The 25,106-nt window shown below is 46.6% G+C and carries 20 protein-coding genes and 1 tRNA gene; 3 read left to right on the forward strand and 18 right to left on the reverse strand.

The window, feature by feature from the left end:
• Positions 1 to 18: 18 nt before the first annotated feature.
• Positions 19 to 1,230 (reverse strand): NAD(P)-dependent oxidoreductase, encoded by a 1,212-nt coding sequence (locus FSB75_RS09740; RefSeq protein WP_146786302.1) that lies wholly within the window; start codon positions 1,228 to 1,230, stop codon positions 19 to 21.
• Between the two features lie 203 nt (positions 1,231 to 1,433).
• Between FSB75_RS09740 and FSB75_RS09745 the strand changes: the two genes are divergently transcribed.
• Both FSB75_RS09745 and FSB75_RS09750 read left to right on the forward strand, forming a co-directional pair.
• Positions 1,434 to 2,177 (forward strand): hypothetical protein, encoded by a 744-nt coding sequence (locus FSB75_RS09745; RefSeq protein WP_146786305.1) that lies wholly within the window; start codon positions 1,434 to 1,436, stop codon positions 2,175 to 2,177.
• A 47-nt stretch (positions 2,178 to 2,224) separates the two neighbouring features.
• On the forward strand, positions 2,225 to 4,975 hold the full coding sequence (locus tag FSB75_RS09750) for a CHAT domain-containing protein (protein WP_172623110.1): 2,751 nt from the start codon (positions 2,225 to 2,227) through the stop codon (positions 4,973 to 4,975).
• A gap of 28 nt (positions 4,976 to 5,003) precedes the next feature.
• Here the strand turns inward: FSB75_RS09750 and FSB75_RS09755 are convergent, their stop codons facing one another.
• Together FSB75_RS09755 and FSB75_RS09760 are read right to left on the reverse strand one after the other, a co-directional pair.
• Positions 5,004 to 5,753: an anti-sigma factor gene (locus FSB75_RS09755; protein WP_146786311.1), complete on the reverse strand. Its 750-nt coding sequence runs from the start codon at positions 5,751 to 5,753 to the stop codon at positions 5,004 to 5,006.
• Positions 5,746 to 6,354, reverse strand: coding sequence for an RNA polymerase sigma factor (locus tag FSB75_RS09760; protein ID WP_172623111.1), 609 nt, complete (start codon positions 6,352 to 6,354; stop codon positions 5,746 to 5,748). Before FSB75_RS09760 ends, FSB75_RS09755 begins: the two co-directional genes overlap by 8 nt.
• A 245-nt stretch (positions 6,355 to 6,599) precedes the next feature.
• On the opposite strand from FSB75_RS09760, the gene FSB75_RS09765 reads away from it, so the two are divergent.
• Positions 6,600 to 6,683: transfer RNA gene (locus FSB75_RS09765), tRNA-Leu, on the forward strand.
• Positions 6,684 to 6,899: 216 nt separating this feature from the next.
• Here FSB75_RS09765 and FSB75_RS09770 read toward each other — a convergent pair.
• The 15 genes from FSB75_RS09770 to FSB75_RS09840 all read right to left on the reverse strand — a co-directional run bounded on the left by FSB75_RS09770 (position 6,900) and on the right by FSB75_RS09840 (position 25,106).
• The gene (locus FSB75_RS09770) at positions 6,900 to 8,471 is read right to left on the reverse strand and encodes a sodium:solute symporter (protein ID WP_146786317.1); all 1,572 of its coding nucleotides are present in this window, start codon (positions 8,469 to 8,471) and stop codon (positions 6,900 to 6,902) included.
• Between the two features lie 93 nt (positions 8,472 to 8,564).
• Positions 8,565 to 9,695, reverse strand: a complete 1,131-nt coding sequence (locus FSB75_RS09775; RefSeq protein WP_146786320.1) for a four-carbon acid sugar kinase family protein — start codon at positions 9,693 to 9,695, stop codon at positions 8,565 to 8,567.
• Complete coding sequence (gene pdxA, locus FSB75_RS09780; RefSeq protein WP_146786324.1) at positions 9,692 to 10,726, reverse strand: 4-hydroxythreonine-4-phosphate dehydrogenase PdxA; 1,035 nt, start codon at positions 10,724 to 10,726, stop codon at positions 9,692 to 9,694. The genes FSB75_RS09775 and pdxA overlap by 4 nt, the downstream gene beginning before the upstream one ends.
• Complete coding sequence (locus FSB75_RS09785) at positions 10,716 to 11,645, reverse strand: dihydrodipicolinate synthase family protein (RefSeq protein WP_146786327.1); 930 nt, start codon at positions 11,643 to 11,645, stop codon at positions 10,716 to 10,718. Before FSB75_RS09785 ends, pdxA begins: the two co-directional genes overlap by 11 nt.
• Positions 11,645 to 12,859: an iron-containing alcohol dehydrogenase gene (locus tag FSB75_RS09790; protein WP_227990892.1), complete on the reverse strand. Its 1,215-nt coding sequence runs from the start codon at positions 12,857 to 12,859 to the stop codon at positions 11,645 to 11,647. The genes FSB75_RS09785 and FSB75_RS09790 overlap by 1 nt, the downstream gene beginning before the upstream one ends.
• Positions 12,860 to 12,887: 28 nt before the next feature.
• Positions 12,888 to 14,402 (reverse strand): FGGY family carbohydrate kinase, encoded by a 1,515-nt coding sequence (locus tag FSB75_RS09795; RefSeq protein ID WP_146786331.1) that lies wholly within the window; start codon positions 14,400 to 14,402, stop codon positions 12,888 to 12,890.
• Positions 14,403 to 14,470: 68 nt separating this feature from the next.
• Positions 14,471 to 15,475 carry an ABC transporter permease gene (locus FSB75_RS09800; RefSeq protein WP_227990893.1) on the reverse strand — a complete coding sequence of 335 codons (1,005 nt, stop codon included), beginning with the start codon at positions 15,473 to 15,475 and terminating at the stop codon, positions 14,471 to 14,473.
• Between the two features lie 3 nt (positions 15,476 to 15,478).
• Positions 15,479 to 16,987 (reverse strand): sugar ABC transporter ATP-binding protein, encoded by a 1,509-nt coding sequence (locus tag FSB75_RS09805; RefSeq protein WP_146786334.1) that lies wholly within the window; start codon positions 16,985 to 16,987, stop codon positions 15,479 to 15,481.
• A 213-nt stretch (positions 16,988 to 17,200) separates the two neighbouring features.
• Positions 17,201 to 17,836, reverse strand: coding sequence for a DUF2291 domain-containing protein (locus FSB75_RS09810; protein WP_146786337.1), 636 nt, complete (start codon positions 17,834 to 17,836; stop codon positions 17,201 to 17,203).
• A 2-nt stretch (positions 17,837 to 17,838) separates the two neighbouring features.
• A complete protein-coding gene (locus FSB75_RS09815; RefSeq protein WP_146786340.1) occupies positions 17,839 to 18,801 on the reverse strand; it encodes a D-ribose ABC transporter substrate-binding protein in 963 nt (320 codons plus the stop codon).
• A gap of 71 nt (positions 18,802 to 18,872) precedes the next feature.
• Positions 18,873 to 19,850, reverse strand: coding sequence for a transketolase family protein (locus tag FSB75_RS09820; protein WP_146786343.1), 978 nt, complete (start codon positions 19,848 to 19,850; stop codon positions 18,873 to 18,875).
• A gap of 20 nt (positions 19,851 to 19,870) precedes the next feature.
• Complete coding sequence (locus FSB75_RS09825) at positions 19,871 to 20,704, reverse strand: transketolase (protein WP_146786346.1); 834 nt, start codon at positions 20,702 to 20,704, stop codon at positions 19,871 to 19,873.
• A 59-nt stretch (positions 20,705 to 20,763) separates the two neighbouring features.
• Positions 20,764 to 22,194 (reverse strand): L-fucose/L-arabinose isomerase family protein, encoded by a 1,431-nt coding sequence (locus FSB75_RS09830; protein WP_146786349.1) that lies wholly within the window; start codon positions 22,192 to 22,194, stop codon positions 20,764 to 20,766.
• A gap of 20 nt (positions 22,195 to 22,214) precedes the next feature.
• Complete coding sequence (locus tag FSB75_RS09835; RefSeq protein WP_146786352.1) at positions 22,215 to 22,979, reverse strand: DeoR/GlpR family DNA-binding transcription regulator; 765 nt, start codon at positions 22,977 to 22,979, stop codon at positions 22,215 to 22,217.
• A 270-nt stretch (positions 22,980 to 23,249) separates the two neighbouring features.
• Positions 23,250 to 25,106 (reverse strand): glycoside hydrolase family 2 protein, encoded by a 1,857-nt coding sequence (locus FSB75_RS09840; protein WP_146786355.1) that lies wholly within the window; start codon positions 25,104 to 25,106, stop codon positions 23,250 to 23,252.

Consider the following 25,106-nt stretch of genomic DNA (forward strand, 5'->3'; position numbering starts at 1 on the left):
TTGACTGTGTGTGCAAGTTTAATTTTCAACTTTACCGGCTGCGTAATCGCACAAGTAACCATAAGCCTCCGTCAACCTTCCCTCTTTCGCAATGGTTGCCCGCTTGATCATTTCCGATTCACCAGAAAATAAATCGGGCAACACGTATTTTATTAGCTGCTCACCAAAATATTTCGACGCATCACGCGGCAATTCGTTGGGCAGATTACCCACGGCCATCACGTCAACGCTGTTGGGCAAATAAGGCGCAGTTTTTTCAAACGAAGCCTTGTCAATGCCGTACACAGGATTTTCAATCGTTTGATCGCCTACGTTAATGGGAACCGATCCGTTCTCGTCATCGGTAATGTCGGCAATGGTTTGAATGCGGAAATCTTTTCGTCGAATGGCTTCCTTCTCAAAAAGGCGCGGAACGTCTTTGTCCCAAAAAACACCGTTGAGCAAAACACCGGTGTGCGGAAGATAATTTTCAAAACGCGAAACGTAGTCTTTCGGGTGTTCGTGGAAATGATCGCGGTTGTAGGGTTTGCTCTCTTTATGCGCATACAGGTCGGCGCCTTTTAACTGCACGTAAACCGGGTAGGCAAATTCTCTCGACAGGTAATCTTCTTTTTCCACTTCAATCACACCCATCAGGTTCATAATCTCTAAAATACCGTGCGCCACGCGGCCCGAGCCGGTAACGGCAATTTTTACATTCGGAAGTTTTAAACCGAAATAGGTGTGAATAAGGGTCTTGAAATCTCTTTGCTGATAGACATGTTTCAACTGAAACGTGCCGGTGCGGTTGCCGTAAGCCATCATGCCGTTGTGCGCACCCACAATGCCCGCAAAAAAGCCAAAGCCAATGATGCGTTGCCCGTCTTCGTGCCGCAAACATTCGTAATCAACAAGCGTACAGCCTTTTGAAAGAAAGGTTTGCAAAAGCTTTTGGTTGTGCGGTTGTTTTTTACAGGTATGCGAAAAAAATAAATATTTTTTTTGCGGCAGTACCTGTTGCGGCGGCACTTCTTTAATACCAAACAAAACATCGCAATTCTCCAACGAGTCAGTCAGGGTTATGCCGGCCAATCTGTATTCGCGGTCGCTGAAACAACGGCTTTCGGAACGCTGCACAAAAATCTCGCACTGACTAAAATTTTCCTGCACCCATTTGCATTGCGCCGGTGTTAAAGCCACGCGGTTGTCGGCGGGAATCTTGCCTTCTTTAATAATTCCAATTTTTAGCATGAGCAGAGGTTACGTTTTGGGATGATGCGGACACAAATTTGAAAGCAAAACACGAAGTTGGCAAAGGGTTGACGGGCTAACATTTTTAAGTAAATTTGATAAAACTAACAACATCATTCATGCGGGCCTTATTTGTTGTCTCCATTTTTATGAGTTCGATGCTGCTTACCCAATGCACGAAAACAGAAAACCTGTGTGATTGCATGCCTCCTCCCGCAGCAGGATACAAGCTCACGTATGGCGATTCGGTTTTTTATCTAAAGAGCAATGACTACACCGTCTCTCCGCTGTTGAAGGGGCCCGGAACGTACACGGTTTTCCCAGACAATTTACAGTTTGACAAAAACACCGGCGCCATTACCGTTTCGCAAAAAGGCACGGATGGTGAAAGCCAGACCGGCATGTGGTACAAAATCAAATTCAAATCCAGTGACGGTACCCAAGCCGATTCAACGCTTGTGCTGATTTCGGGCCTTACCTACGTTGATAAATTTTACAGCCTTTCGCAAAACGATTCTATCATCTATCCCATTTACAACGGCGACCCTTCGAAGGCAGTTCCGCAAGGCAATTACGACTTGACCGCCGATGCAAAATTTGCCATCAATGCCGTGAACGGCCAGATAAATATTAAAGAATGTTTGCGCAGGGGTTTTTTTAATTCAGGAGTGATGGGTACGGGCTGGAAAGTTGCGACTGTAAAATATGCGATCAACGACAACAGCCAACAAGCCGCCAATAAAATAGATATCGTTCTTTATTACTATCGCACCATCAGCGAAGTGCCGAGCAACGTAAGTGCGCTTATGCAGGCGCACCAGCAAATGACCCTGGGCTTGCGGTCGCTGCCCGGAATACCTTCTACAAACGGCGCCATCGAAACAAACCTGCCCAGCGATCTTTCCTTGTCTAAACCAAGACCGCCCTGCGTTATCATTGTTGATTAAACCTTGTTGATTGTGTGAGAAACCGCGGCTTACCGTCAATCTTTTTTTTGCTTCTGCTCTTTCTTGTTGTCTGCTTTGCCCTGTCGCAAAAAGCCGCAACGAGTTATGATACGTTGTTGAACCAGTACGCAACTGCACAGGACTATTATGACAAAGCCACGAACCTAAGTTTCGCAAAAGAATACGGCCCCAGAGAGGAAGCTTTAGAAAAAGAATGGAACCGCAAGGCCTTGGCAGGCTTTACCGCACTGTACCGGCAAATCCCAAAAATTTCACTTTACGACTCTTTACTTTTTTATACCGCCTTTCGGATTGGTGAGCTTCAACATTATTTTGAAAATTTCAGCGAGGCCGTTGCCGGTTACAAAGAAGCCATTCGCAGCAAAGAAAAAAGCAGCTTGCCGGATTCTGTTTTGTTTAAACCCCTTTTGTACGCCGGAATTATTTTCTACAACCAAAACAAGTTTGATACGGCCGTACAATTTTTCAAACAGGCGGAAAAAATAGACGCGGCCTACGCCAATAAACTATCCGAAGGCGAACGGTTGTATAACATCACCGGCGTGCTTTATTACGAGCAGGGCAATTACAAACAAGCCGGAAATTATTTTCAAAAAGCCTTGCAGGTTTTATCCAAATCAAACCCTTATTACAACGAATTGTTTGTAAACTACAACATCAACCTGGCACAGCTTTATTTGCGCCTTGAAGAATACAAAAAGGCAAACGACATTTACCAAAAGCTGATACCCCGAAAGGCCAACCTCAACGAGATCTACCACAACATCGGCTCACTGAATTTATTGCAGGGCGAAGCCGCAGAAGCGATTTATTATTTCCGAAAAGTTCATTTTCAAAACAACAAAATCACCCGGCTATACAACAGCATGGGCAATGCTTTTTTTAAATTGAACGAATTTGATTCGGCAAGTTTTTATTTTCAAAAAGCGGTTGACGCCTATCGCTCACTCGGCGCCAACAGCGATCCAATTGGTTATGGCTCGGTCCTGAAAAGTCTCGGCGATTATCACGATCATTTCAATCATTACAACGAAGCACTTCGCTATTATCAAAAAGCCATTCACCAATTTTACCCGGCTTACAACCACGAAAGCGTTGCCAACAACCCCGAACAGTTTTCCGGTGTATTTTCCTACATCAACTTGTTTGGTGTTTTAAACGCAAAAGCAGAGGTCTGGCATGCGCTGTATCTTCAAAACAAAGACAGCAACGCGGCACAGCAAGAGTTGGCCGTTTATCAATCGGCTTTTAAATTAATTGACTACGTTGAACGTACTTACGAAAGCGATGAAGCCCGCCTCTTTCTTACGAAAACAATTCATGCCGTTCACGACAAGCCCATCAACGTTGCCTTTGAATTGTACCAACAGACCGGCAACAAAAAATATCTGTCTCTTCTTTATTCTTTTGACCAGCAAAACAAGGCTACCGTGCTTGCGCTTAACCGGCAATTGAATACGCCTCTTGCTGAAAACACGTCGCTTGCGGTACAAAAAGAAATGCGCATCAAACAAGAGATTACCCGCCTCTCCATCCGGTCGGCGCAGGCAACGGACAGCGCACAATTGGCAACGTTTAACAACAGCATCCGCGATTATGAAATTGAACTTGGGAAACTCCAGGAAAACCTTTCGGCAAAAGAAGCGGTGCAAGGAAGCAAAGTTCTTTCGCTTTCTTCTTTGCAATCGCTGCTGGACGGCAAAACGGTGCTGATTTCTTATCACCTTTCACCCGAACAATTGACCACGCTTGTTGTGACAAAGAACGGTGCGGATTGTTATCAGCAAGCACTGCCCGCCGGGTTCAACAATTTGTTGCAGAATGAAATTCTTTCTTTAAAGATACCTTCGGCAAAACCCACAACGGCGCAAAATCCCGCGTTGTATGATTTGCTTTTGTCGCATGTGCCGCTGGCAGAAACCGAACAGTTAATCATTGTTCCCGACGACGTGCTGACCTATCTGCCGTTTGAAAGCCTGCAGGGCAAAGAAGGCAAATTCCTGGTGCAACGGACCGCCGTTCAATACCAGTTTTCCACGGCCCTGCTCCAAAAAAATACAACCGATTTTTCGGCTGCAAAAACACTTTCGTTTGCACCGTTTGCACATCGCTCTTCAACCGGTTTTTCAACGCTGCCCGCATCTGAACAGGAAATAAAAGGCACAGAAGGGAAACAGTTTTTTGATACGGCGGCAACGAAAGAAAAATTTTTAGCGTACAGCGAGGCGTTTCCCGTTGTGCATTTGGCCACGCATGCTGTGGCGAACAACAGCGCCGATAACCTTTCTTATGTTGTTTTTTCACCAACGCAAACAGGTGACAACCTTTTGTACGCCCAAGAGATTTACAACCTGCGCTTGCAAAATACCGGCCTTGTTATTTTAAGTGCTTGCGAAACCGGCGCCGGCAGCCTGGCAAAAGGCGAAGGCGTGCTAAGCCTCAGCCGTGCCTTTGCGTACGCGGGTTGCCCTAACATCATTACTTCACTTTGGAAAGCCGATGATTTTTCAACGGCTTATTTAACTACCCGCATTCATCAATACCTGGACAAAGGACTTTGCATTGCCAAAGCCGTGCAAGCTGCTAAAATTGACTACCTGGCCGACAAAACAATCAACCCGCGGCTGAAGCAACCTTACTATTGGTCACACCTTGTTTTCGTTGGCGCTTATTCGCCCGAAAAAAATCTTGGATGGATTTGGTTTTTGTTTGCCGGAATTTTGCTTTTGCCCGCTTTTCTTTTTTACAAAATAAAGTCCCGCAAAGCGGGACCTTAGGCTTTTCACAGGCGAACACAGGAAGGTTCTATTTATCGTTTAACTTCTTTGTTTTCTCTATGACTTTTTCCGTAACGTACTCACGATAAAGATGCGACGGCGTGTTTTTAATTTTTTCCATTAAGGGCAAAGCTTTGCTGTACTCTTTGTTTTTCAGATAGCTCAACGAAAGATAGAACTCGGCATCTTGCTGAAAATTGTTGGCGGAATTAGCAAGCCGTTGAAAGATGCCGATGGCTTGTGGCGTACGGTTTTGGTGCAGGTATGCAAGGCCCACCAAAAGACTGTCCTTTGCATCCATATTCACGGAACGCACATCGCCGATGACCGCCTCGTAAGCTTTTTGCTGGTAGTGCTTTTCAATTTCAGAGAAATTTTCGTTGCTGCCTCTTGCGGCCGATACGTTAAAATCAACAAAGGATTCGTTGTACAGCTTTTCCGGCGAAAGCTGGGCGTTCAAATACAGCCGCACACCCACAAACAAAACGAGAATGCTTGCGGCAACGGCCATGGTGTAACGCACAAGTTTGGAGAAAGGAACAACCTTTCCTTTGTTGGTAGCTTTTAATTCTTTCATCATTTCGGCATGAACGGCTTGCACTCTTTCCGTGGTACCCAAATATTTTACAGCCTGAACCGCAACCTGCAGATGCACCAGTTGCTCCTGCAAAGCCTTGTCTGTATGCAGGCGTTCTTCCAAAGCCGTTTTCTCTTCGGCCGAAAGTTCGCCGTCAAGGTAGCGGATCAGCAATTCATCATTGTATAAAGTTTCATCCATGTAAATAGTTTTTCAGTTGACGGTAAAGGTTTTGATTACCTCTTACAAGTTCCTCCATCTTTTTAAGGCACTTGCTTTTCTTATTTCGAACCACTTGCTCGTTTTCATACGGCAGGTAGTCGAGTATTTCTTTCATGCTTCGGTTCTCGAAATAAAACAAGAGCAAAATTTTTTTACAGGCATCACCCAATCCGTTAATGGCCTTCATCAACTCCGATTTGGTTTGGGTCAGTTCCATTGCTACGTCGGCGGTGATTACTTCCTGCACGTTTTGCTTTTCGTATTTTTCTTCTCTCGCCCCGGCACGGCCTCTCCGTTTCAGTTCGTTCAGCCATATGTTTTTGTTCAAGGAGAAAAGAAAGGTTTTGATGCTCGACTCGCCCCTGAACTTTCCCGCTTGAATGAGGTTGATGAAAGCCACCATCACCTCCTGAAAAATATCTTCCGCGTCCTGTTCGTTGCCGCTGTTGTTGTAGATGTAACGACTGAGCAATTCAAAATGTTCGCGGTACATAAAGCGTATAGCGGCATCGGAACGGGTTTCGTTCACCAGGCTATCAATCAACTCCGCGTCGGTAAAAATTTCTTTTCGTATAGCCATTATTTGTGTATGTGCACTGTGATTTTGTAACCACAACATAAAGATATTTTTCAAAACAAAAACCGGTGACTTTATGCCTTGCCTCGTTGTGCGCATTTCCCGTCATTGAGAAACAAAGACGGAAGTGCCGGTAAAAAATTTTAAGAAAAACTTGCAAACAAGCGGGTGAAAAAAGTTTTTCGTTGAAAGTTTTCATTAACGAGAAAGTTGTAACATTGCAGCCCTCAAGGTTCTTTTGCAAGATTGCCCGGGTGGCGGAATTGGTAGACGCAGCAGACTCAAAATCTGCCGTTCGCAAGAATGTGCTGGTTCGATTCCAGTCCCGGGCACTTACTTTAAGTAAACACAAAGGCTCGCAAATGCGGGCCTTTGTCATTTTGCAAACAATTTTCAAACAGTATTTGGCGGGACGTTCTTGTTTTTAAAATCGTCCTCACAACTACGATCACAGGTTCCATTTCTCGCTCTCACATTTTGCATATAGGTAACCTAATGAAAAGACGTTTTGTGATGATGTTTATTTCAAGCAACCGTTTTGATTTACGCTAAGAAGCGAGTTCGGTTTTCGCTTTGCGCATTCTTTGTTGCCGCCAACCACTGTACAAAAGATTTGGATTGACCTCGGGTTTCGGAAACGCAAGGCTTGCAAGATAGCCCACGCCAATTACCACCAAATGACTGTAAACGCCAAGCATTAGTTTGTCGTGCGTGAAATTGTACTTGCCTAAATCCAACAAGAGCTTTTTGTTTTCTCCCAAACCAATTTTTGTTGACGTAAGAAAGGCATAAGCCGTAAACAAAATGCAAACAACAATGGCGATGGTTACCCCCTGACGATTGGCCCTGGCGCTGAACAATCCCAATAAAAAAATTCCAACAATACCGCCGGAGAAAATAGCATACAACGTAAAGACAATTCCAAGCACGCCTTCACTGCCTGCGTTCACATAGAAGATACCGATAAGAATGGTGAGCAAACCTGAAAAAACAACAACCCAACGGCTCGCCTTCAGGTAGTGTTTGTCCGAACGGTTTGGCCGCATCTTTTTGTAATAATCTTCCACACCCACGGCAGCCAGGCTGTTTAAATCAGCGCTCAGGCTGCAAACAGCGGCCGATATCATGGCTGACAAAATCAAACCCACAACGCCAACGGGCAAACGTGTTTTAATGAAATAAGGAAAGACGGCTTCCGGACGCAAGCCTTGCGGCAAAGGCTGTTGCTTGTAATACACAAACAGCGCGGTGCCGATGAACATAAAGATCGTCCAGACGGGTACGGTTAACAGAATTCCTATAAGCGAAGCACGAATGGCGGCCTTGTCGGTTTTTGCTGTTAAATAACGCTGCACCACGGTTTGGTCGGTGCCGTATTTCTGCACAGCATAAAAGGCGCCGTTGATGACCATCACAATGAAGGTTAACCGGGTAAAATTAACATCGTAAGGACCAAAGCCCGTGCGGCCGTTTGCAGCAGCTACGTGAAAGATTTCAGCAGGTCCGCCTTTTGTTGAAAATAGCAAAACAGAAATGCAAATAATGCCGCTGGCAAAAAGCATAAAGCCCTGGAATACGTCGAGCCAGATTACCGCTTCAATGCCGCCCAACAGGTTTACGGTAATGATAATAAACCCCACCGCACAAACCACCGCTATCATGTTGCCAGCAACAATGTTGTTTAATGCAATGGCCAACAAAAAGAGCACCGTTCCCATGCCGGAAAATTGCCGTAGCACAAAAGCAATGGAACTGTAGTAACGGGCAAAGGAACCGAAGCGCTGTTCAAAATATTCATACGTACTTAAGCGAATGACTTTGCGGTAAAGCGGAACGATAAACCAAATCACGCAACTCAACACAATCGGCACCATCAAACCTTGCACAAGCAAAATCCAGTTGGAGGTATAGCCCGTGCCGGGATAAGCCAAAAAGGTAACGCTGCTAATGAGTGTTGAAAGAAGCGAAAGACCGATGGCCCACGTCGGCACTTTGCCTTGTGCAAGGAAAAAGGTTTTCGTTGTTTTTTGATTTTTGGCAAAACGGGCGCCGAAATACAAAGTCGCCAGGAGAAAGAACGCGATGATGCCGTAGTCAACGAGGTGGATGGAAGAATTCATACAGCGTTTTTAAACCAACGGGCCAAAATCAATTAAGCCAATGTGAGAACTGGGTTAACCGTTATGACAGCCGGTATTGTTTATCGTTTGTTTTTAAAAGTTCCATTCCGCCGGCCACTCGTAGCTACCGGGCTTAATGGTCAAGTGCAAATTGTCTTTGTCGTTCGCCTTCATTCGCACCACGCCTTGCGCCAATTCTTCCGTTGGTGTGAAAGATTGCAAGCCCAGTTTTTGAATCACACCAAAAGCCGTTGAACCGCCTTCAATCAACAACTCGTGAACCGGTGTTTGTTGAAAGACGAGCCTCACTACTTCGCTCATCTTTTCACGCAAATCAGCCGCCTCCGCCTTTTCGTCCCGCTCCTCAATTGCCACGATAGCCTTGCCGGTCTTTTTCAACCGAAAAACAATTTCACTGCACCACGCATCGTATTCATTCGCTGATGGTAAAGACTGTTTATAAACCGCATCCGGCATGTAGCAAACAAGCGACGAAAGGCAGTGAATCTTTTTCCTGTTCTTTTGAAAAGTTGTGCCGCTGACGAACAACAACGGCGTAGCAAGTTCAAGCCGCTTTTCTTCCCGTAGGCTTACCGGTTCGTGCATCGTGTGCAGCAATGCGTCAAAGAAGGAAGCCCCGCCTGCGTAAAACACGTTCTCTTCTTTTTGCTGCGCCCAATGCTTTACATCGTCCATTGTTTGCGCTTCACCCACCGCAATGCCCTCCGGCAAAGCCTCGCCTTGTGCAATCACGTTCACCGGAATATTTGTTTCGCCAAGCATGTCTTCAATGCGTGAACTACGAATCGGGAATTCGGGATCGGTCGAAAAACTTGTTTCGTGTATCAACTGCTCGTTAAGGTAATAATGACCGTCTTTGACTGTTCTTCCCAGCAATGGATTCACCGGTACAAGCAAACCCTTTTCTATACCCAACACACGCATTTGCGCCTGCATTTCAGAAAGCACGTGACCGCGCAAAACGGAATCGGTTTTTTTATAAAAGAGCGAAGGATGCAACGCCTTTGCCTTGCGTGTGAGATGCTGCATGAGCGCAACGGCTTCTTCTTTTTTCATTGATCTTGCGTTGGTATAAATTACAAGCAAATCAACCTCACTTGTTATCTCAACGTCCGATGCAATGCGGACACGCAGTCCGTAGCGCAAACCAATGCCACCCAACTCAGCCGCACCCGTTATATCGTCGGCAATCACGACAATCATCTGCTTCTGTTCTTGCTTAATTGAACCGCGGATTCAATGGCTAGCACCATTGCATCCGCACTTGCGATTCCTTTGCCCGCAATTTCAAACGCGGTGCCGTGATCAACCGATGTGCGAATAATGGGCAATCCCATTGTGATGTTCACACCTTTCACGCTGTCCATCTGTCCTTTCGCCGCATTCCATTTAAAGCCGTTTAATTTAAACGGAATGTGTCCCTGGTCGTGGTACATGGCCACCACGCCTCCGTAAGCACCGGTTGCGGCTTTTGCAAACAAGGTATCAGGCGGAACAGGTCCTTCCACATCATAACCACGGCGCTTTGCTTCTTCTACTGCCGGCTTGATTTCCAAATCATCTTCCGTTCCAAACAAGCCATTATCGCCAGCATGCGGATTTAAACCAGCGATGCCAATCTTTAAATTGGTTTCGCCCAATTGCTTCATGCCGTTGTGCAGCAGGTCAACCACTTCAAGAATGCGGTCTTTCTTTACAAGATCGCAGGCCTGCCGCAGCGAAACGTGCGTGGAAACGTGAATGACTTTTAGTGCATCTTCCACCAATAACATTGCGTATTTTTTTGTGGCCGTGAAGTGCGCATAAATCTCGGTATGGCCGGCGAAATGATGACCGGCTTCGTTGATGGATTTTTTGTTGATCGGTCCTGTGACCGTTGCATCCACTTCGCCTTGCATGGCAAGTTCTATTGCTTTCTTTACTGCTTCAAAAGACGCATGTCCGGCCATTGCGGAGATTTCGCCAAACTTCAGTTTGTCAACATCAACGTTTTTTAAATCATAAACGTCAATTGTTCCGTATTCAAACTTTGCATCGCCAACCTTTGTTATTGGGCGGACTTTTGCATCCAGTTTAAGAAGCGAAATAATTTGTTCAAAGACGCCGGCATCGCCGATGAGCAAAGGCTTGCAGATGGCCGTAACTTTTTTATCGAGCAAAGCTTTCACGGCAATCTCCGGACCGATGCTCGCCGGATCGCCCATGGTAATGGCGACAATGGGTTTATCGTTCATTCAAAATAATTTCTTTGTTTGTAATGATTTCGTGAAAAGCAGCTTGCAATCGTTTTTCTTCTTCGTCCGGTTGCGGATAAAGCGGCGGAAGCACAAAAGGTTCGCAAAGGTTCAATTCTTTCATGACCACTTTTAGTGCCCACAAGGATTCGCCAAGCGTTCGTCCCTGCTGGTAAAGATTCCCAAGCGTATCTGACAGTTTTTGAAGAGAGAGGGCCTTCTCTTCATTTCCATTTTTGGCAGCTTCAAATAAATCTCTGTAAAGGCCGGGATGAAAGTTTCCGGTACTTGGCACCAATCCATCGCCGCCCTTCAAAAGGGAATGCGCCGACCTTGCCGCCCAACCCAAAAAATAGCTGAAATCATCGCGGTCTTTCCATTGTAGCAACGCTTCGTTCAGTCTTTCTTCATTGCGCTCCGAGTCTTTTAATCCAACGATGTTCTGATGCCGGCTTAATTTTTCAATCACCTCCAACGGAATGGACATGTGTGTGGTGACGGGAATGTTGTAAATCATCAACGGGCCGTTAACGGCATCGGCCAGTTCGTTAAAGTAGCGAAGCATGGCGTCGCTGGTTAAAGCATAATAAGAGGGCAAGGTCGCCACAACAACATCAACGCCGTTGTCAAAAGCCTGTTTCGCCAGTTCCACCGATTCTTCAAAAACATTGGATGAAATGCCGGCGTACAAAACATCGCCGCTTTGTTTCAGTCGTTCCGCTGCCGTAAAAAATTCCTGCTTCATGGAAGTTGGAACCGAAGAAGCCTCGCCAGTCGTTCCAAGAACAAAAGGGCTTACGTTGTTTTTCCGAAAGTTGTCAAACATGCGTTCAACGGCAGCAATGTCCAATTCAGATTTATCGTTGAAAGGCGTCACGGCCGGAATCACCACGCCACTGTATTTTTTTTCTTTCTTCATTAAAAAGCTGCTTTGAAAATGTTTACCGCATCCTCTTCCGATACCTCACGCGGATTGTTCTTCAACAAGCGTTGAATCTTCATGGCGTCGGCAGCCATTTGCGGTATTGTTTCTTCTTTCACGCCTACTTCGCGCAGACGCAACGGCAGTCCACATTGTTGAATCAACGCTTTTACTTTTTCAACTCCTTTCCCCGCCATTGTTGCATCGTCGTTTGCTCTTTCGCATCCCAAAGCCACAGCAACGTCGGCGTAACGGGAAGGCGAAGCTTGCAAATTAAATTCCATCACGTAAGGCAAGAGCAAGGCATTGGAAAGCCCGTGCGGCAAATGATATAAACTACCGAGTGGATAGGAAAGTGCGTGGACGGCCGCTGTGTTTACAGGCCCCAAACACACGCCGCCGTAAAAACTTCCGAGTGCAACTTCTGTCCTTGCTTTCTCGTCGTTTCCGTTTTGAACAGCTTGTACAATATTGGCGGCAATAAGTTGCATGCCTTTGAATGCGTAAAGGTCAATAAGCGGATGCGCAAACTTGTTGGTATATGCTTCAAGGCAATGCGTGAGTGCGTCAATGCCTGTTGCAGCGGTGATAGATGGCGGAACAGAAAGTGTGAGCAAGGGATCGAGAATCACAACATCGGGAACGAGAAATGGAGAAATGATTCCTTTCTTTTGCCCGTCGCTATCGTCCACCAAAATTGCATTGGGTGAAGCTTCGCTGCCCGTACCTGATGTAGTGGGAATGCAGATCAATGTTTTTTTGCGGCCTTTCAACAAACCAATGCCGACGTAATCACGCAAGCTTTGTTTATTTTCCAGTTGTGCCGCTACCAGTTTGGCAACGTCCAACACACTACCGCCACCAATGCCAATAACCACATCGGGATTAAACAAAGAAACGTTTTGCATCAGCTTTTCAAAATCGCTGAAGTATGGTTCCTGCACAATGCTTGTGTCAAGCTGAACATCAATTGAAGCGGCTTTCAATTCCCGCACAATCGCTTCCAATTGCGGCAGCAACGGCTCAATGGTCACGAACAAAACTTTCTTCGCAGTCGCTTGCAGCACTTCATCCTTTAGTTGGTATAACGTCCCGCTGCCAACAACTAGTTTTTTTGGAAAATATATCGTTACTGCCTGCATCAATTTTGTTTTCTTTTTTCTGGTTTCATCCTTGTTCCAATTACTCATCGGGTCAGCCGCTTTTTGCATTTCACGGTCTTGTACCTCCCGATGAATCTCAACAGCCCTGTAAAGCACTTTCCTGTTGCGAATAGCTGCCAATAGTTTTTTGCCAGCCTGCGTACCACTCTTTTATTTTTTCGTTGTCGTTTGGTTGAACAAAAACCTTATCGCTGTTCAGCGTTTTTAAGTGCTCTAAATCTTTGTAAACACCGGCTTTCAATCCGGCTAAGTAGGCCGCACCTAAGGCCGAAACATCGGGCATGCCAATGCGTGCAACAGTCTTTCCCAACAAGTCGGCTAAAAACCGCAGCACAAAGCTGTTGGACGTAATACCGCCGTCAACCATTAGTTGTTGCAGTTCAATATCCGCATCGGCTTCCATCGCTGTCAGCACGTCTTTAATTTGATAAGGAATGGATTCCAGTGCCGCACGAACGATGTGATTTTTATTGCAGCCAAAGGTTAATCCTGAGATCGAAGCTTTTCGTTTCATGTCCCAATGCGGCGCACCAAGCCCGCTGAAAGCCGGCACGAGGTAAACACCGTTGTTGTCGGCAACCTCATTCGCCATTTTTTCCGTTTGCCTGCTGTCGGCAAATAGACCTAAATCGTTTTTTAACCATTCAACGGTAGCGCCACAACTTACAATCACACCTTCCAGTGCATAATCCACACGGTCTTCGGTGCTCCAGCAAACGGTTGTCACCATACCGCTGTCCGAAGCCTTTGGCTCAGCTCCTGTGTTCATTAAAATTGAACAACCCGTGCCCAGCGTGGCTTTGGCCGTACCGGCAGTAAAACAGCCTTCGCCAAAAGCCGCCGAATGCGAATCACCAATCATTGCTGTGATCGCAACGGGTTGATTCAACAAGCCGTTAAAATCAGTGTATCCAAAAGACGAGGAAGAAGGTTGAGGCTTCGGAAGATTCAAATTAGAGAGACCGAATCCATCTAACAATTCTTTGTCCCATGCTAAGTCATTAAGATTAAAAAACAAAGTCCTTGAAGCGTTGGTATAATCGGTCAAATAATTTTTACCTCCTGTGAGTTTGAACAAAAGCCAGCTATCCACTGTTCCGAAATAAGCCTTTCCATCATCAATGGCCTGTTTAACTACCGCGTTGTTTTCATACAACCAAACGACTTTGCTGCCGGAGAAATAAGGATCAATCAGCAAACCGGTTTTGGATTGAAGGAGCGATTGCAAGCCTTCTTTTTTCAATCGTTCGCAAACAGAAACGGAACGCTTGCATTGCCACACAACGGCGTTGTGCAAAGGTTTCCCGGCTTCGTCCCAAAGCACAAAGGTTTCACGTTGATTGGAAAGGCCGCAAGCTTTAATGTCATCAATGCTGAAACGCTTCGCTTCAAACTCGCTCAAACATTTTTCAACCGAGGCCAACACGTTTTGATAAATGTCTTCCGGGTCTTGTTCGACAAAACCATCGTCTTTGAAAAAAGTTTTTAGCGGCTCCGAAGCCCGCGCCGCAGCTTTTCCTTCCGCATCAAAAACGATGGTTTTTGTGCTGCTGGTGCCTTGATCGATAGCGAGTATGTATGAGTTGTTCACGCAAAAAATTATGAATGATGAGTGAAGCGGAATGTCAACCGTTTTAATGCCTGTTTATCCTTCTGCCTTTATTCACTCTTTGCATTGGCTTTGTCAATAATCACCGCCAGCAATATCACCGCGCCTTTCACCACTTGCTGCCAGAAAGGCGACACGTTCAAAAGCACCAAACCGTTGTTCAACACACCAATGATTACAGCGCCCAGTACCGTTCCCAAAATGCTTCCCCTGCCACCCGAAAGCGATGTGCCGCCAATGACCACCGCCGCAATCGCATCCAACTCGTAGGTAACGCCGGCGTTGGGCTGCGCCGAATCCAAACGCGATGTAACGATGATGCCGCCAACCGCCGCCAGCGTACCGGCGATGGTGTAAACCGCAATCTTGATTTTATTGACGTTGATGCCCGAAAGTTTGGCCGCACTTTCGTTGCCACCAATCGCATAAATGTATCGTCCCAGCCTTGTTTTTTTTGTCAGCACAACGGCAATTACAACAACGATTCCCGAAAGCCAAACCGGCACGGGAATACCTAACAACCAACCGGTGCCGATGGATGCAAAATTTTCACCGAGACTTGAAATGGGATAACCGCCCGTCCACAACATCGTAAGTCCTCTTGCAATGGTGAGCATGGCCAACGTGGCCACAAAAGGCGGCACCTTGAATTTTGTGATCGTCCATCCGTTAAACACGCCGAGCAAAGCGCCAATTAATAAACCCGCAACGATGGCTCCCAATAAAGTAAAACCGATGAACAAATTATTGGCCGGAAGTTCGATGCCGTTCTTCAGCAAGCCGGCCGTGACGGCGCCGCACAAAGCCAGCACCGAACCCACCGACAAATCAATGCCTGCCGTTAACACCACCAACGTCATTCCTACCGAGATGCAGACGTTCACGGAGATTTGCCGCATCACGTTCCAGGCGTTGGTAGCCGTTAAAAATTTATCGGACAACAAACTGATGGCAAGGCACAACAGGAACAGCGCAATCAGTGATTGAAACTTTATCAGTGAACGGCTGTATTTTTTTACGGCGCTTTGCTTTTCCATGTTGATGACGGCTTCCATGCGTTAGATTGTTTTCGGAATGGCGGCTTTTAAAATGCTGTCTTCTGTTGCCTGCCGAACGGGAATTTCGGCGGTTAAAACACCTTCGGCCAAAACAAGAATGCGGTCCGAGACGGCCAATATCTCCGGCAACTCCGACGACACGACAACAATGCCCAAACCGGCATCGGCCAGGCTCAAGATAAATTTATAAATTTCATTCTTCGCATTAATGTCAATGCCTCTTGTCGGTTCGTCGAGCAACAAAACTTTTGGCCTGGTGGCAAGCCATTTTGCCAGCACAATTTTTTGTTGATTGCCGCCGCTTAAATTTTTTGCGGCCTGTTTGTCGGATGATGTTTTGATCTGCAATTCGCGGATGTATTTCTCCGCAAGAGCGGCTTCTTTGCTTTGGTTCAACAGGCCTGCGTTCTCAACTTGTTGAAGCGTAGTAAGGCTGATGTTCTTTCGAACGTCCATGCCCAGCACCAGTCCGTCTTTTTTGCGGTCTTCGGGAACCAGGGCCAGACCGGCTTTGATGGCATCGGAAGGCGAAGCAATTTGAACTCCTTTTCCTTCGATGTAAACGTTACCGCTTGATCGTTTTGGATGCAGGCCAAACAAGGTTTCCAGCAACTCAGTGCGCCCCGCTCCCATCAATCCAAACACACCAAGGATTTCGCCTTTGGCAACAGTGAAAGAAATATTGTTTAAAACGTTTTCGCCTTTCCTTTCGGCGTGTTTTAAGGAGACATTTTCGGCTGTAAGTATCGGCGTCGTTTGTTTGCGTTGTTCTTCTTTTTGGCGAATGAGCTTTAGTTCACGCCCCACCATTTTTCGAATCAGTGCATCCTGGCTCATGCCTTTCATTTCACCGGCTTCAATCGAACGGCCGTCGCGCAGCACAACAAAGCGGTCGGCAATTTTAAAAAGCTCGTCCAGCTTGTGCGAAATGTAAACAATGGTTTTGCCTTCGGCTTTCAGTTCGCGAATGATGTCGAACAAGACGTCCACTTCTTTTTCGCTGATGGCCGATGTGGGTTCGTCCATGATGATCACTTCCGATTTCACCAACAGGGCTTTGGCAATTTCCACCACTTGTTGCTGCCCTACTTTCAAATCGGCAACCAAGGTATCGGCATCAACGTACAACTTCAGTTTGTTCAGGAGCGTTTCTGTTTGCCGGCGCATTTCTGTCTTGTTCAAAAAGCCCCAACGGTTGATGATCTCTCTGCCCAGAAAAATATTTTCAGCAATGGTTAAGTGAGGTATGAGATTTAGTTCCTGGTGAATGATGGCGATGCCGCGTTCCTGCGCTTCTTTGGGATTGGAAAAAGCTACCCGTTCTCCCTTGTAAAAAATGCTCCCTTCGTAATCGGCGTACACGCCGCTAAGAATTTTCATCAGCGTTGATTTGCCTGCGCCGTTTTCGCCAAGGATGGCGTTTACATTTCCGGGATGCAGGTTCATGCACACGTTCTCCAACGCCGTGACGCCTGAAAATTTCTTGGTTATGTTTTCGACCGTTAACAAAAGATGTTTGTGGTTTGTAGTTCTTTTGAACCGCGTTTCAATTTTTATTTATCGGCTTGTTATTTTTTAACCAGAAGTTCATTCATCCATTTGGCTTTCGTTGCGTCGCACTCTTGTGCGTTCCTATCGCTATTGAACAATAGAACACGAATGACGTGGATTAAACCAATGCTCACAAATAAAATGATCTGTACAAATCCATTGCATCCGTGATTAACGATTCACAATCTTCAAACTTATCGGCACCACTTCAATGTTGTCCAACTTCAAATGCACTTGGTTTAATTCTACGGCACCGGTGAACTCCACCCTGTCGCCTTTTTTTGCACCGGCTTTAAACGGCGGTAGCACATCTCTTCGAATAATTTTATTGATCTCGGCCGAAACATTGTTGAAGTCCATCGTGTTGTTGAATTCATTGATGTTTATCAGTCCCGACGCATCACGAATGGCGTTGCCAAAAACGTATTCGGTGGCAATTTTAATCACCTGGCTTGCGCTGTCTTTTTTCACCAAAACAAAGGTTGCATCGTCTTCAATCTTTGTGATTTCGCCGCGGCCTTTAACCAAAAAGAAACGGATGTTGCCGATGCCCAGCGCATGCGAATATTTATCAAAGGCTTCCTTCGGATTTGATTGCAACAACCCCGTAAGCTCGTTTACTTCCATTGCTTTATTCAAAGCAACCGGCAGTTTTTTTACTAAATAATTTTGTGCGTAAGCCACAGCGTCAAATTGCTTGCTGCTGGCTGCGGCCTTTACTTCGCTCAGCTTTTTAAAATAAACCGAGTTGTACGCAACAATAAGAATGACGGCAACCGTTATGATGTATTTAAGGCTCTTCTTCATCCTTAATTTTTTTTGCCGTAAGCCACGTAATCGTTCACGTCTTCCTTGTTCACCAGTTCAACGGCGACGGGCATTTTCTTCGGAAAATCGCGGCTGCCTTTCAAGTATTCATCAGCGTCAATAGCAGCAGTATTGGCCATCACTTCGGGAAACTGCATGGCCGTGGCCACAATCTTTCCGGCCTTGATTGACTCCACCACTTCGGGTGCGCCGTCGAAGCCAAAGACTTTTACTTTATCGGCTTTACCGGCAGCTAACAGTGCCTGGTAAGCGCCCATCGCCATCGCATCATTGCCGCAAAAAACGGCGTCGATATCGGGGTGCGCCTGCAGAATGGATTCCAGCACTTCCATGCCTTTGTTGCGGTCAAAATCTGCGCTTTGCTGCGCCACCATCACAAGGCCGGGATAATTGTCCACCACGCTGTGAAAGCCTTTGGAACGGTTCCAGGTGTTGTTGTCGCCAACAAGGCCAAGTAACTCCACGTACTTGCCTTTTTTGTTCATCGTCTCGACAAAATATTTTCCCAGGGCCACGCAGCCCGAATAACTATCAGACAAAATTTGTGATGTTGCCGCTTCGGTTGAATTCACTTCGCGGTCCATGCAAAAAACAGGAACGCCGGCAGCCTTTGCTTTTTGCACGTTCACCACCGAACCTTCGGCATCGGTTGGATTAAACAAGATGGCGCCGTAACCCGAAGCAATGGCGTTTTCAAAATGATCGGTTTCTAAAGCGGTGTTGTTTTGCGAATCGAAAATTTTTGTTTCATAGCCCAGTTCTTTGGCTTTCGCCGAAGCCTTTTCGGCAAGAAAAACAAACCAGGGATTGTTGAGGGTAGAAACAATCACCGCCATTTTTTTTGGCTTGCCGGCAGATGAATTGTTCTTGCAGGCCTGCAGGCAAAAGAGCACAGGCAGCAAAAGCAAGACTGAAATTCGTTTGAAGAAAAATTTTTTATTCATACAGCATCGTGGTTGAGAGATTGGGATATTGAGATGTTTACATCACTCAGATTTTTCAATTCGTGTTTAAATTATTCCTTCAACAGCGTTAAAGCCTCCTGCGCTATCCCGCTTTCCGATAAACCATAATGGTTAAAAATTTCCGCCTGCGAACCCGTGACGGTGTATTCATCCGGGATGCCCATAATTTTAAAACGGTTGCGATAACCTTGCTGCAACAGAAATGAAGCACAAGCTTCACCCAAGCCGCCGTAAACGCTGTGCTCTTCTATTGTAAGAATTGGTTTGCCCGAAGCCGCAATCCTTTTCAACAAATCGCAATCGAGCGGCTTTATTGTGTGCATGCTGATGACCGTTGCAGAAATGCCGAAATCATTTTTCAACTTTTCCGCGGCCAGCTTTGCGGGATAAACCGTTTCACCCGTTGCAATGAACGTGATGTCATCTCCTTCGATGATGACTCTGCCTTTGCCAAATTCAAAATCGCTTTCATCCGCTTCTTTCAGCAAAGGCATGTTCTTCTTGCCAAAGCGCAAATAGAAAGGCGCAGTCGTAGCGGCTGCTTTTTTAATGGCTTGCTCGGTTTCAAAATTATCGGCCGGCGCTACTACGGTGATGTTGTTGATGGCACGCAAAACCGCAAAGTCGTGCAGGCTGTGATGTGTAGAGCCAAGTGCGCCGTAACTCACACCCGCACTAATGCCAATCAGCTTCACCGGGTTATCGGAATAAGCCACGTCGTTTTTGATTTGCTCCAACGCCCTTGCCGTTAAAAAACAAGCCGGCGAAACGGCGAATACTTTCTTACCCGTTGATGCCAGTCCGGCCGCTACGCCAACAAGATTTTGCTCGGCAATGCCAACCTCAATGTGTTGCGCCGGAAACTTTTGCCCAAAGGGAACGAGCTTGCCCGAACCCCGCGAATCGCTTGTGACAACGAGAACGCCGCGATCGTTTTCTGCCAACGCCTGAAGCGTAGCGGAGAACACTTCCAGGTTTGCTTTTGCGGTCCCTTTTTTATTTTCTATGGTTGTTTCTGTCGTGCTCATTTGCTGTGTTAACGGCTGTTTTAAAAATCATCCGGTACGGTTACCATGGCGTTGTCCAATTCGTTCAACGCATCTTCATATTGTTGTTCGGTTGGAACGCCGTGATGCCATTTCAGGGCGTTTTCCATGTAGCTCACGCCCTTGCCTTTTACGGTATGCGCAATCACAAGATTGGGCTTGCCTTCGGTAAAAGGCATCGCATCAAACGTTTGCATAAGCGCAGTCAAATCGTGGCCGTCAACGTGCCGCACCGCCCATCCAAAGCTTTCAAACTTTGCGTCTATGGGCTCGGTGTTGCAGACTTCCGATGTAGGTCCTGTAATTTGCAAACCGTTGCTATCAATGATGGCGCAAAGGTTATCGAGCTTGTATTGTGAAGCTGTAAGCGCCGCTTCCCAATTAGAACCCTCGGGCAATTCACCGTCGCCCAAAAGAGTAAACACGCGGTAATCTTTTTTATCCAATTTGGCCGCGATAGCCGTGCCCACGCTGATGGGCAAACCGTGTCCAAGCGCACCCGTGTTTTGCTCCACACCTTTTACCTTCCGGGTCGGATGGCCGATGTAATGCGAACCGTATTTGCACAAGGTTTCCAAGTCAGATTCGGGAAAGAATCCTTTATCGGCTAGCACCACAAACAAGGCTTCTACCGAATGGCCTTTGCTTTGAATGTAGCGATCGCGGTCGGGCGATGAAAAATTCCCAGGGCTTACGTTCAGTACGTGGTTGTAAAGCACGTTCAGTACATCAATGCAAGACAAACTGCCGCCGGTGTGGCCTGCGTTGGCGTTAAAGATGTACTTCAATATCTTCTTTCGGTAGATGATTGATTTTCTGTAGAGCTCTTTTTTCATTGCTTCAAAATGAATGGTGAAAAGCAATTTTTAATTTCTGATCGCCGATTGCTTGTTGCTTATTGCGCAGCGCCGTGATGATACACTTCCCAGCCCATGTAATTTTCATAGGCTTCCTGCAGGATGTTGGCCGTTTTGGAAGCGTTCATTACGACGTGGTGTTCAAACCCTGTTTTGCAAACGTGCTTCATCAAACCCTGAAGGTTGGCTATTTTGGCAACGGCTCTTGTTCCAAACGTATTCAGTTCGTCATCCGTTAATGCACCTTCGCCGATATATGCTTTGATAATTCCTTTTGTATCGTCAGTACTGATTCTGCCATAGGTCAACGGCGATGCCGGTGTGCGGCCGGCCAAAGCGCCGTAGGTATTTTCTTCGCCCACCGTGGTACCAAGAATGGGGGCCGTAGCAATTTCAATGTCAGGCAAAAATGATTTGGCCCAGTTGCCGCAGTGGAACAGCACCACCTTTTCTTCGTCGGTTGCGTAGTTGTTGTTCCAGTCCACCAGTGCGCTTGGCGAACCCGAAGCAAGTTGCATGGCATACATGGTCAGCGTGCCGGTTACGTCCACTTCGCAGGCACTTGGGAGCATATTCTCGCTCATCATGCTCATGCTGGTGCACACGTTGCAGCCGTAGTTTTGCTGCAGCGATGTCCAGCATTGAATGGCCGTGGCGTCCAGTGCGTGTTCCTGCATGAAGTCATGCAGCACCACATCCAGTTTTGCGATCTGCACCAACCGGTCTTCCGGCGTGCGGCCCGTTGGTGAGTAGGCTTTAATCACGTCCAGTCTTTCCTTCACGCTGCCGTCATCTTTGGTCAGTTTGTTGGCAGCGCCCAAAATGTGCGAGAGGTCAGTGGTGACAACAGAGATTCCGTGCCGCTGTAAAATTTTTTCGCTGTACCGAACCGTGTTAAAAGCTCCCGGTCTTGCGCCCACCGCACCAATGCGCACGTTGCGCAAGCCTTTCACCACGCGGCACACAGCAATAAAGTTTTTGAGGTCTTCTGCAAAGCTTTCGTCGGAAGGATGCACGACGTGTTTTGTGGTGAGCGAAAACTTGATGCCGTACTGATAAAGATTGTTGCAAACCGAAATTTTTCCGCACCAGGCATCTCTCCTTCTTGCAACGTCTAACTTATCCAAATCATCGGGATAAGCCTGCACCAAAACCGGGACGTTCAGGCCGGCCAATTTCAGTGTTTCGGCCACGCCTTTTTCATCGCCAAAATTGGGAAGCACTACCAAAACACCAATGATTTCAGCCGCGTGTTTTTTGAACAAGGCCGCACATTTCTGCGCTTCTCCAAATGTTTCTACGCCTCCCAATTTCGTTTCGTTTTCTGCCAGCATAATCGGGGTAATGCCTGCCTTTTGAAAAGCAGCCATTAAATCCGAACGGCATTCGCCGACCAATTTATCGGGAAAAAAATCACGGTTGCCGATGATGACGCCCAAGCTTGCCTTGGCTGTTGTTTTGTTGCTCATGTAAATTTTGTTGGTGACGGTTAGCTTGCTATGATTAATTCAATTTCGTTGTCGCTGAAAAGTTGCTTGTGCCTTTCTTCTATGCCTTCGTCCGTAATGATGCAATTGATGAGCGAAAGCGCTCCCAAACTGGCGAAAGAACTCTTGCCAATTTTGGTAGAATCGGCCACCAGGTACGTAGCCTCCGCCGCATCAATCATCGCTTTCTTTACCACCAGGTCACTGATACTCGGATAAGTCAAGCCGGCTTTTAGCGAAATACCGGCCGTGGCCAAAAAAAGTTTCTGCACGTTGATGCCGTTAAAAAAATCAGCGGCTTTCTGCCCGGTTAACGAAAGCGTTGGCGGCTTAAATTCCCCACCGGTTACCACTAGTTCAATGCCCGGTTCAGTACCCAGCATCATGGCAATATTTAAAGCGTTGGTAATAACCCGCAGATTTTTAAAACCCTTTAGCTTTTTGGCAATCTCCGTGGTAGTTGAACCCGAGTCGAGAATGATGCTGTCGCCGCTTTCAATAAACTCAAGGCACTTTTGCGCAATCCGTTCTTTCTTTTCAATATTTTCCTGGTTTGCCAACGAAAAGTTTCGAACCTGGTCTTCAATATTTTTTAAGAAAGCGCCACCGTGTTCCCGCACCACCAAGCCGTCTTTGTCCAGCTTTTCCAAATCTTGCCGAATGGTAACTTCCGTTACTTTAAATATTTTGGCGAGGTCAACCACTTTGGCCGATCCGTCCTCTTTAATTAGTTCCAGAATCTTGTCCCGTCTTTGCGTAGCGGTCACAGGCTTGTATTTGTTTTTTTGAACATTACGGCTTTAGACAATCTTCAAATTCGGGTTTTCACCGTTCAAATCGAAAATAAACAAAAATAATCAAAAGCCTAACGAAAATTTTTAAGAGCAATTTTTTTTCGATTTTTAAATTCGCTACCCATTTTTTCGCACCAAAAGTAGAATTACCGGCTTAGCGGATTAAAAAGAAAGCACCGGGGCAATTACCGGTGCTTTTTGTATGAGAGTTCGATGCGTTGTTTGTTTACGTTCCCGTTTGCTTCATTTCTTCTGCCGTTTGTTCCGCATTTGTTCGTAGTAAGCCTTCAACACGTAGAAAGCTTTTTTCTTTTTGCCTTCGTTGCTGAACAAACCCTTGCGGTTCCAGCCTTCCTGAAACACCGGATTGTTTCGTTTGGGCGAACGAAAATCGGCCAGCACCCAAGGCGAAATGCCAACGAAATTTTCCGGCATTCGCTGCAACATGGCCGTTTGTTCTTTGTAATACCATTCCTGGTATTCTTCACTAAAGATGGTCATTGAATCGGCGTGAAAACCGGCTTTTGCGCCGGCGCCGGTTTCGCTGATGAAGAGCGGCTTGTCGTAAGGCGTGCCCCAATTTGTTGTGCGGCAATTGCTGGGCAAACCACCGTACCAACCGAGGTATTCGTTGAAGGCTACAAGGTCAACGTATTGTCCCAGCGGATCGTCAATGAGATTAAGATTTTTACCCGAATTGTAATTCACTTCCAAGGCTGCCGAAACCATGCGGGTATCGTCCAACGCTTTTGCGGCGGAAATAAGATTGTGCATGAAATCCGTGCGCACCGGACTGATTGGCGTTTCGTTGCCCACGCTCCAAATGATAATGCTGGCGCGGTTGCGGTCGCGGGTAATCATTTCGGTGAGTTGCTTTTCCGCTTTGCGGTAAACCTCTTTGTTCCCAAAATCAATGGTCCAGTAAACCGGGATTTCCGACCACACCAAAAAGCCAAGCGAATCGGCCATTCGCGTCATGTTTTCGTCGTGCGGATAATGCGCCAGCCGCACCATGTTGCAACCGAGTTCTTTTGCTTCGCTAAACAGTTGTCTCGCGTCTTCTTTGCTGTACGCTCTTCGCACTTGCTGTGCTATTTCGCCGTGAACCGAAATGCCACGCATGAAAACTGGTTCGCCATTCAACAACACTTTCTTGCCAAATGCTTCAACGGTCCGAAAACCAATTTTGTCTTCCACTTTATCGGCAGTTGTCGAAATAATGACTTCGTATAATTTCGGATTTTCGGGCGACCACAATTGAACCGACGGAAGAACCATTTCAAAACGAACAACAGAATCCGCAACGGCAAAAGCCTTCTTCAGTTTTAGTTCAGGAATTTCAACGGTTACATTGCCCGTTGCTTGTCCGTTCATTTTCACCCAACCTTCCACCGCTGCATTTTTAGTAGAAGGCTTGCCTCCTGCTGTTGGCTTTTTTAAGTGAATGGAATAATCCTGAACAAAAGCCCGCGGTACTTCAATCAAGGATACATCGCGGGTGATGCCGCCGTAATTCCACCAATCGGTGTTCACGGTTGGCACTTCTTCCGCGCCGCGTTTGTTGTCAACTTTTACAACGAGGAAATTGTTCTTCGCCTTTAAAACGGAATCGGGAATTTCAAAATCAAACGGTGTAAAACCCCCGATGTGTGCGCCTAATTTTTTTCCGTTGAGGTAAACATCAGCCCTGTAATTAACCGCGTCGAAATAAAGAAAGACTCTGTTTGTTGCAGATGACTTTTGATAGTCGAAAGACTTCTTGTACCACACCGTTCCTTCGTAATACAAAAACTGCGGGGCTTGCGAGTTCCAGTCGCCCGGTACATTCAAACTGTACTTGTCAACGTAACCGTGTTCCTTGCGATCGGTTTTGTTTGCCTGCACGTCGGTGTTCCAGTACGCTTCGCGGTCATTCTCGCGGCGTTCTTTAAAACGATAATCGTAAAAGCCGGTTTCGTAAGGATCAACGATGTATTGCCATCGGCCGTTCAAGCTAACCGTTTTACGTGCCGGAACGGCGGTAATGAGCGGTGCCTGCGCATAAACTTCTTTCAAAAAAAGAAGGGCAAAAAACAGCAAGAAAAATTTTTGATTTCGCAT

The sequence above is a fragment of the Flavisolibacter ginsenosidimutans genome (genome assembly GCF_007970805.1).
In the GTDB taxonomy this organism is placed as follows: Bacteria; Bacteroidota; Bacteroidia; order Chitinophagales; family Chitinophagaceae; genus Flavisolibacter; species Flavisolibacter ginsenosidimutans.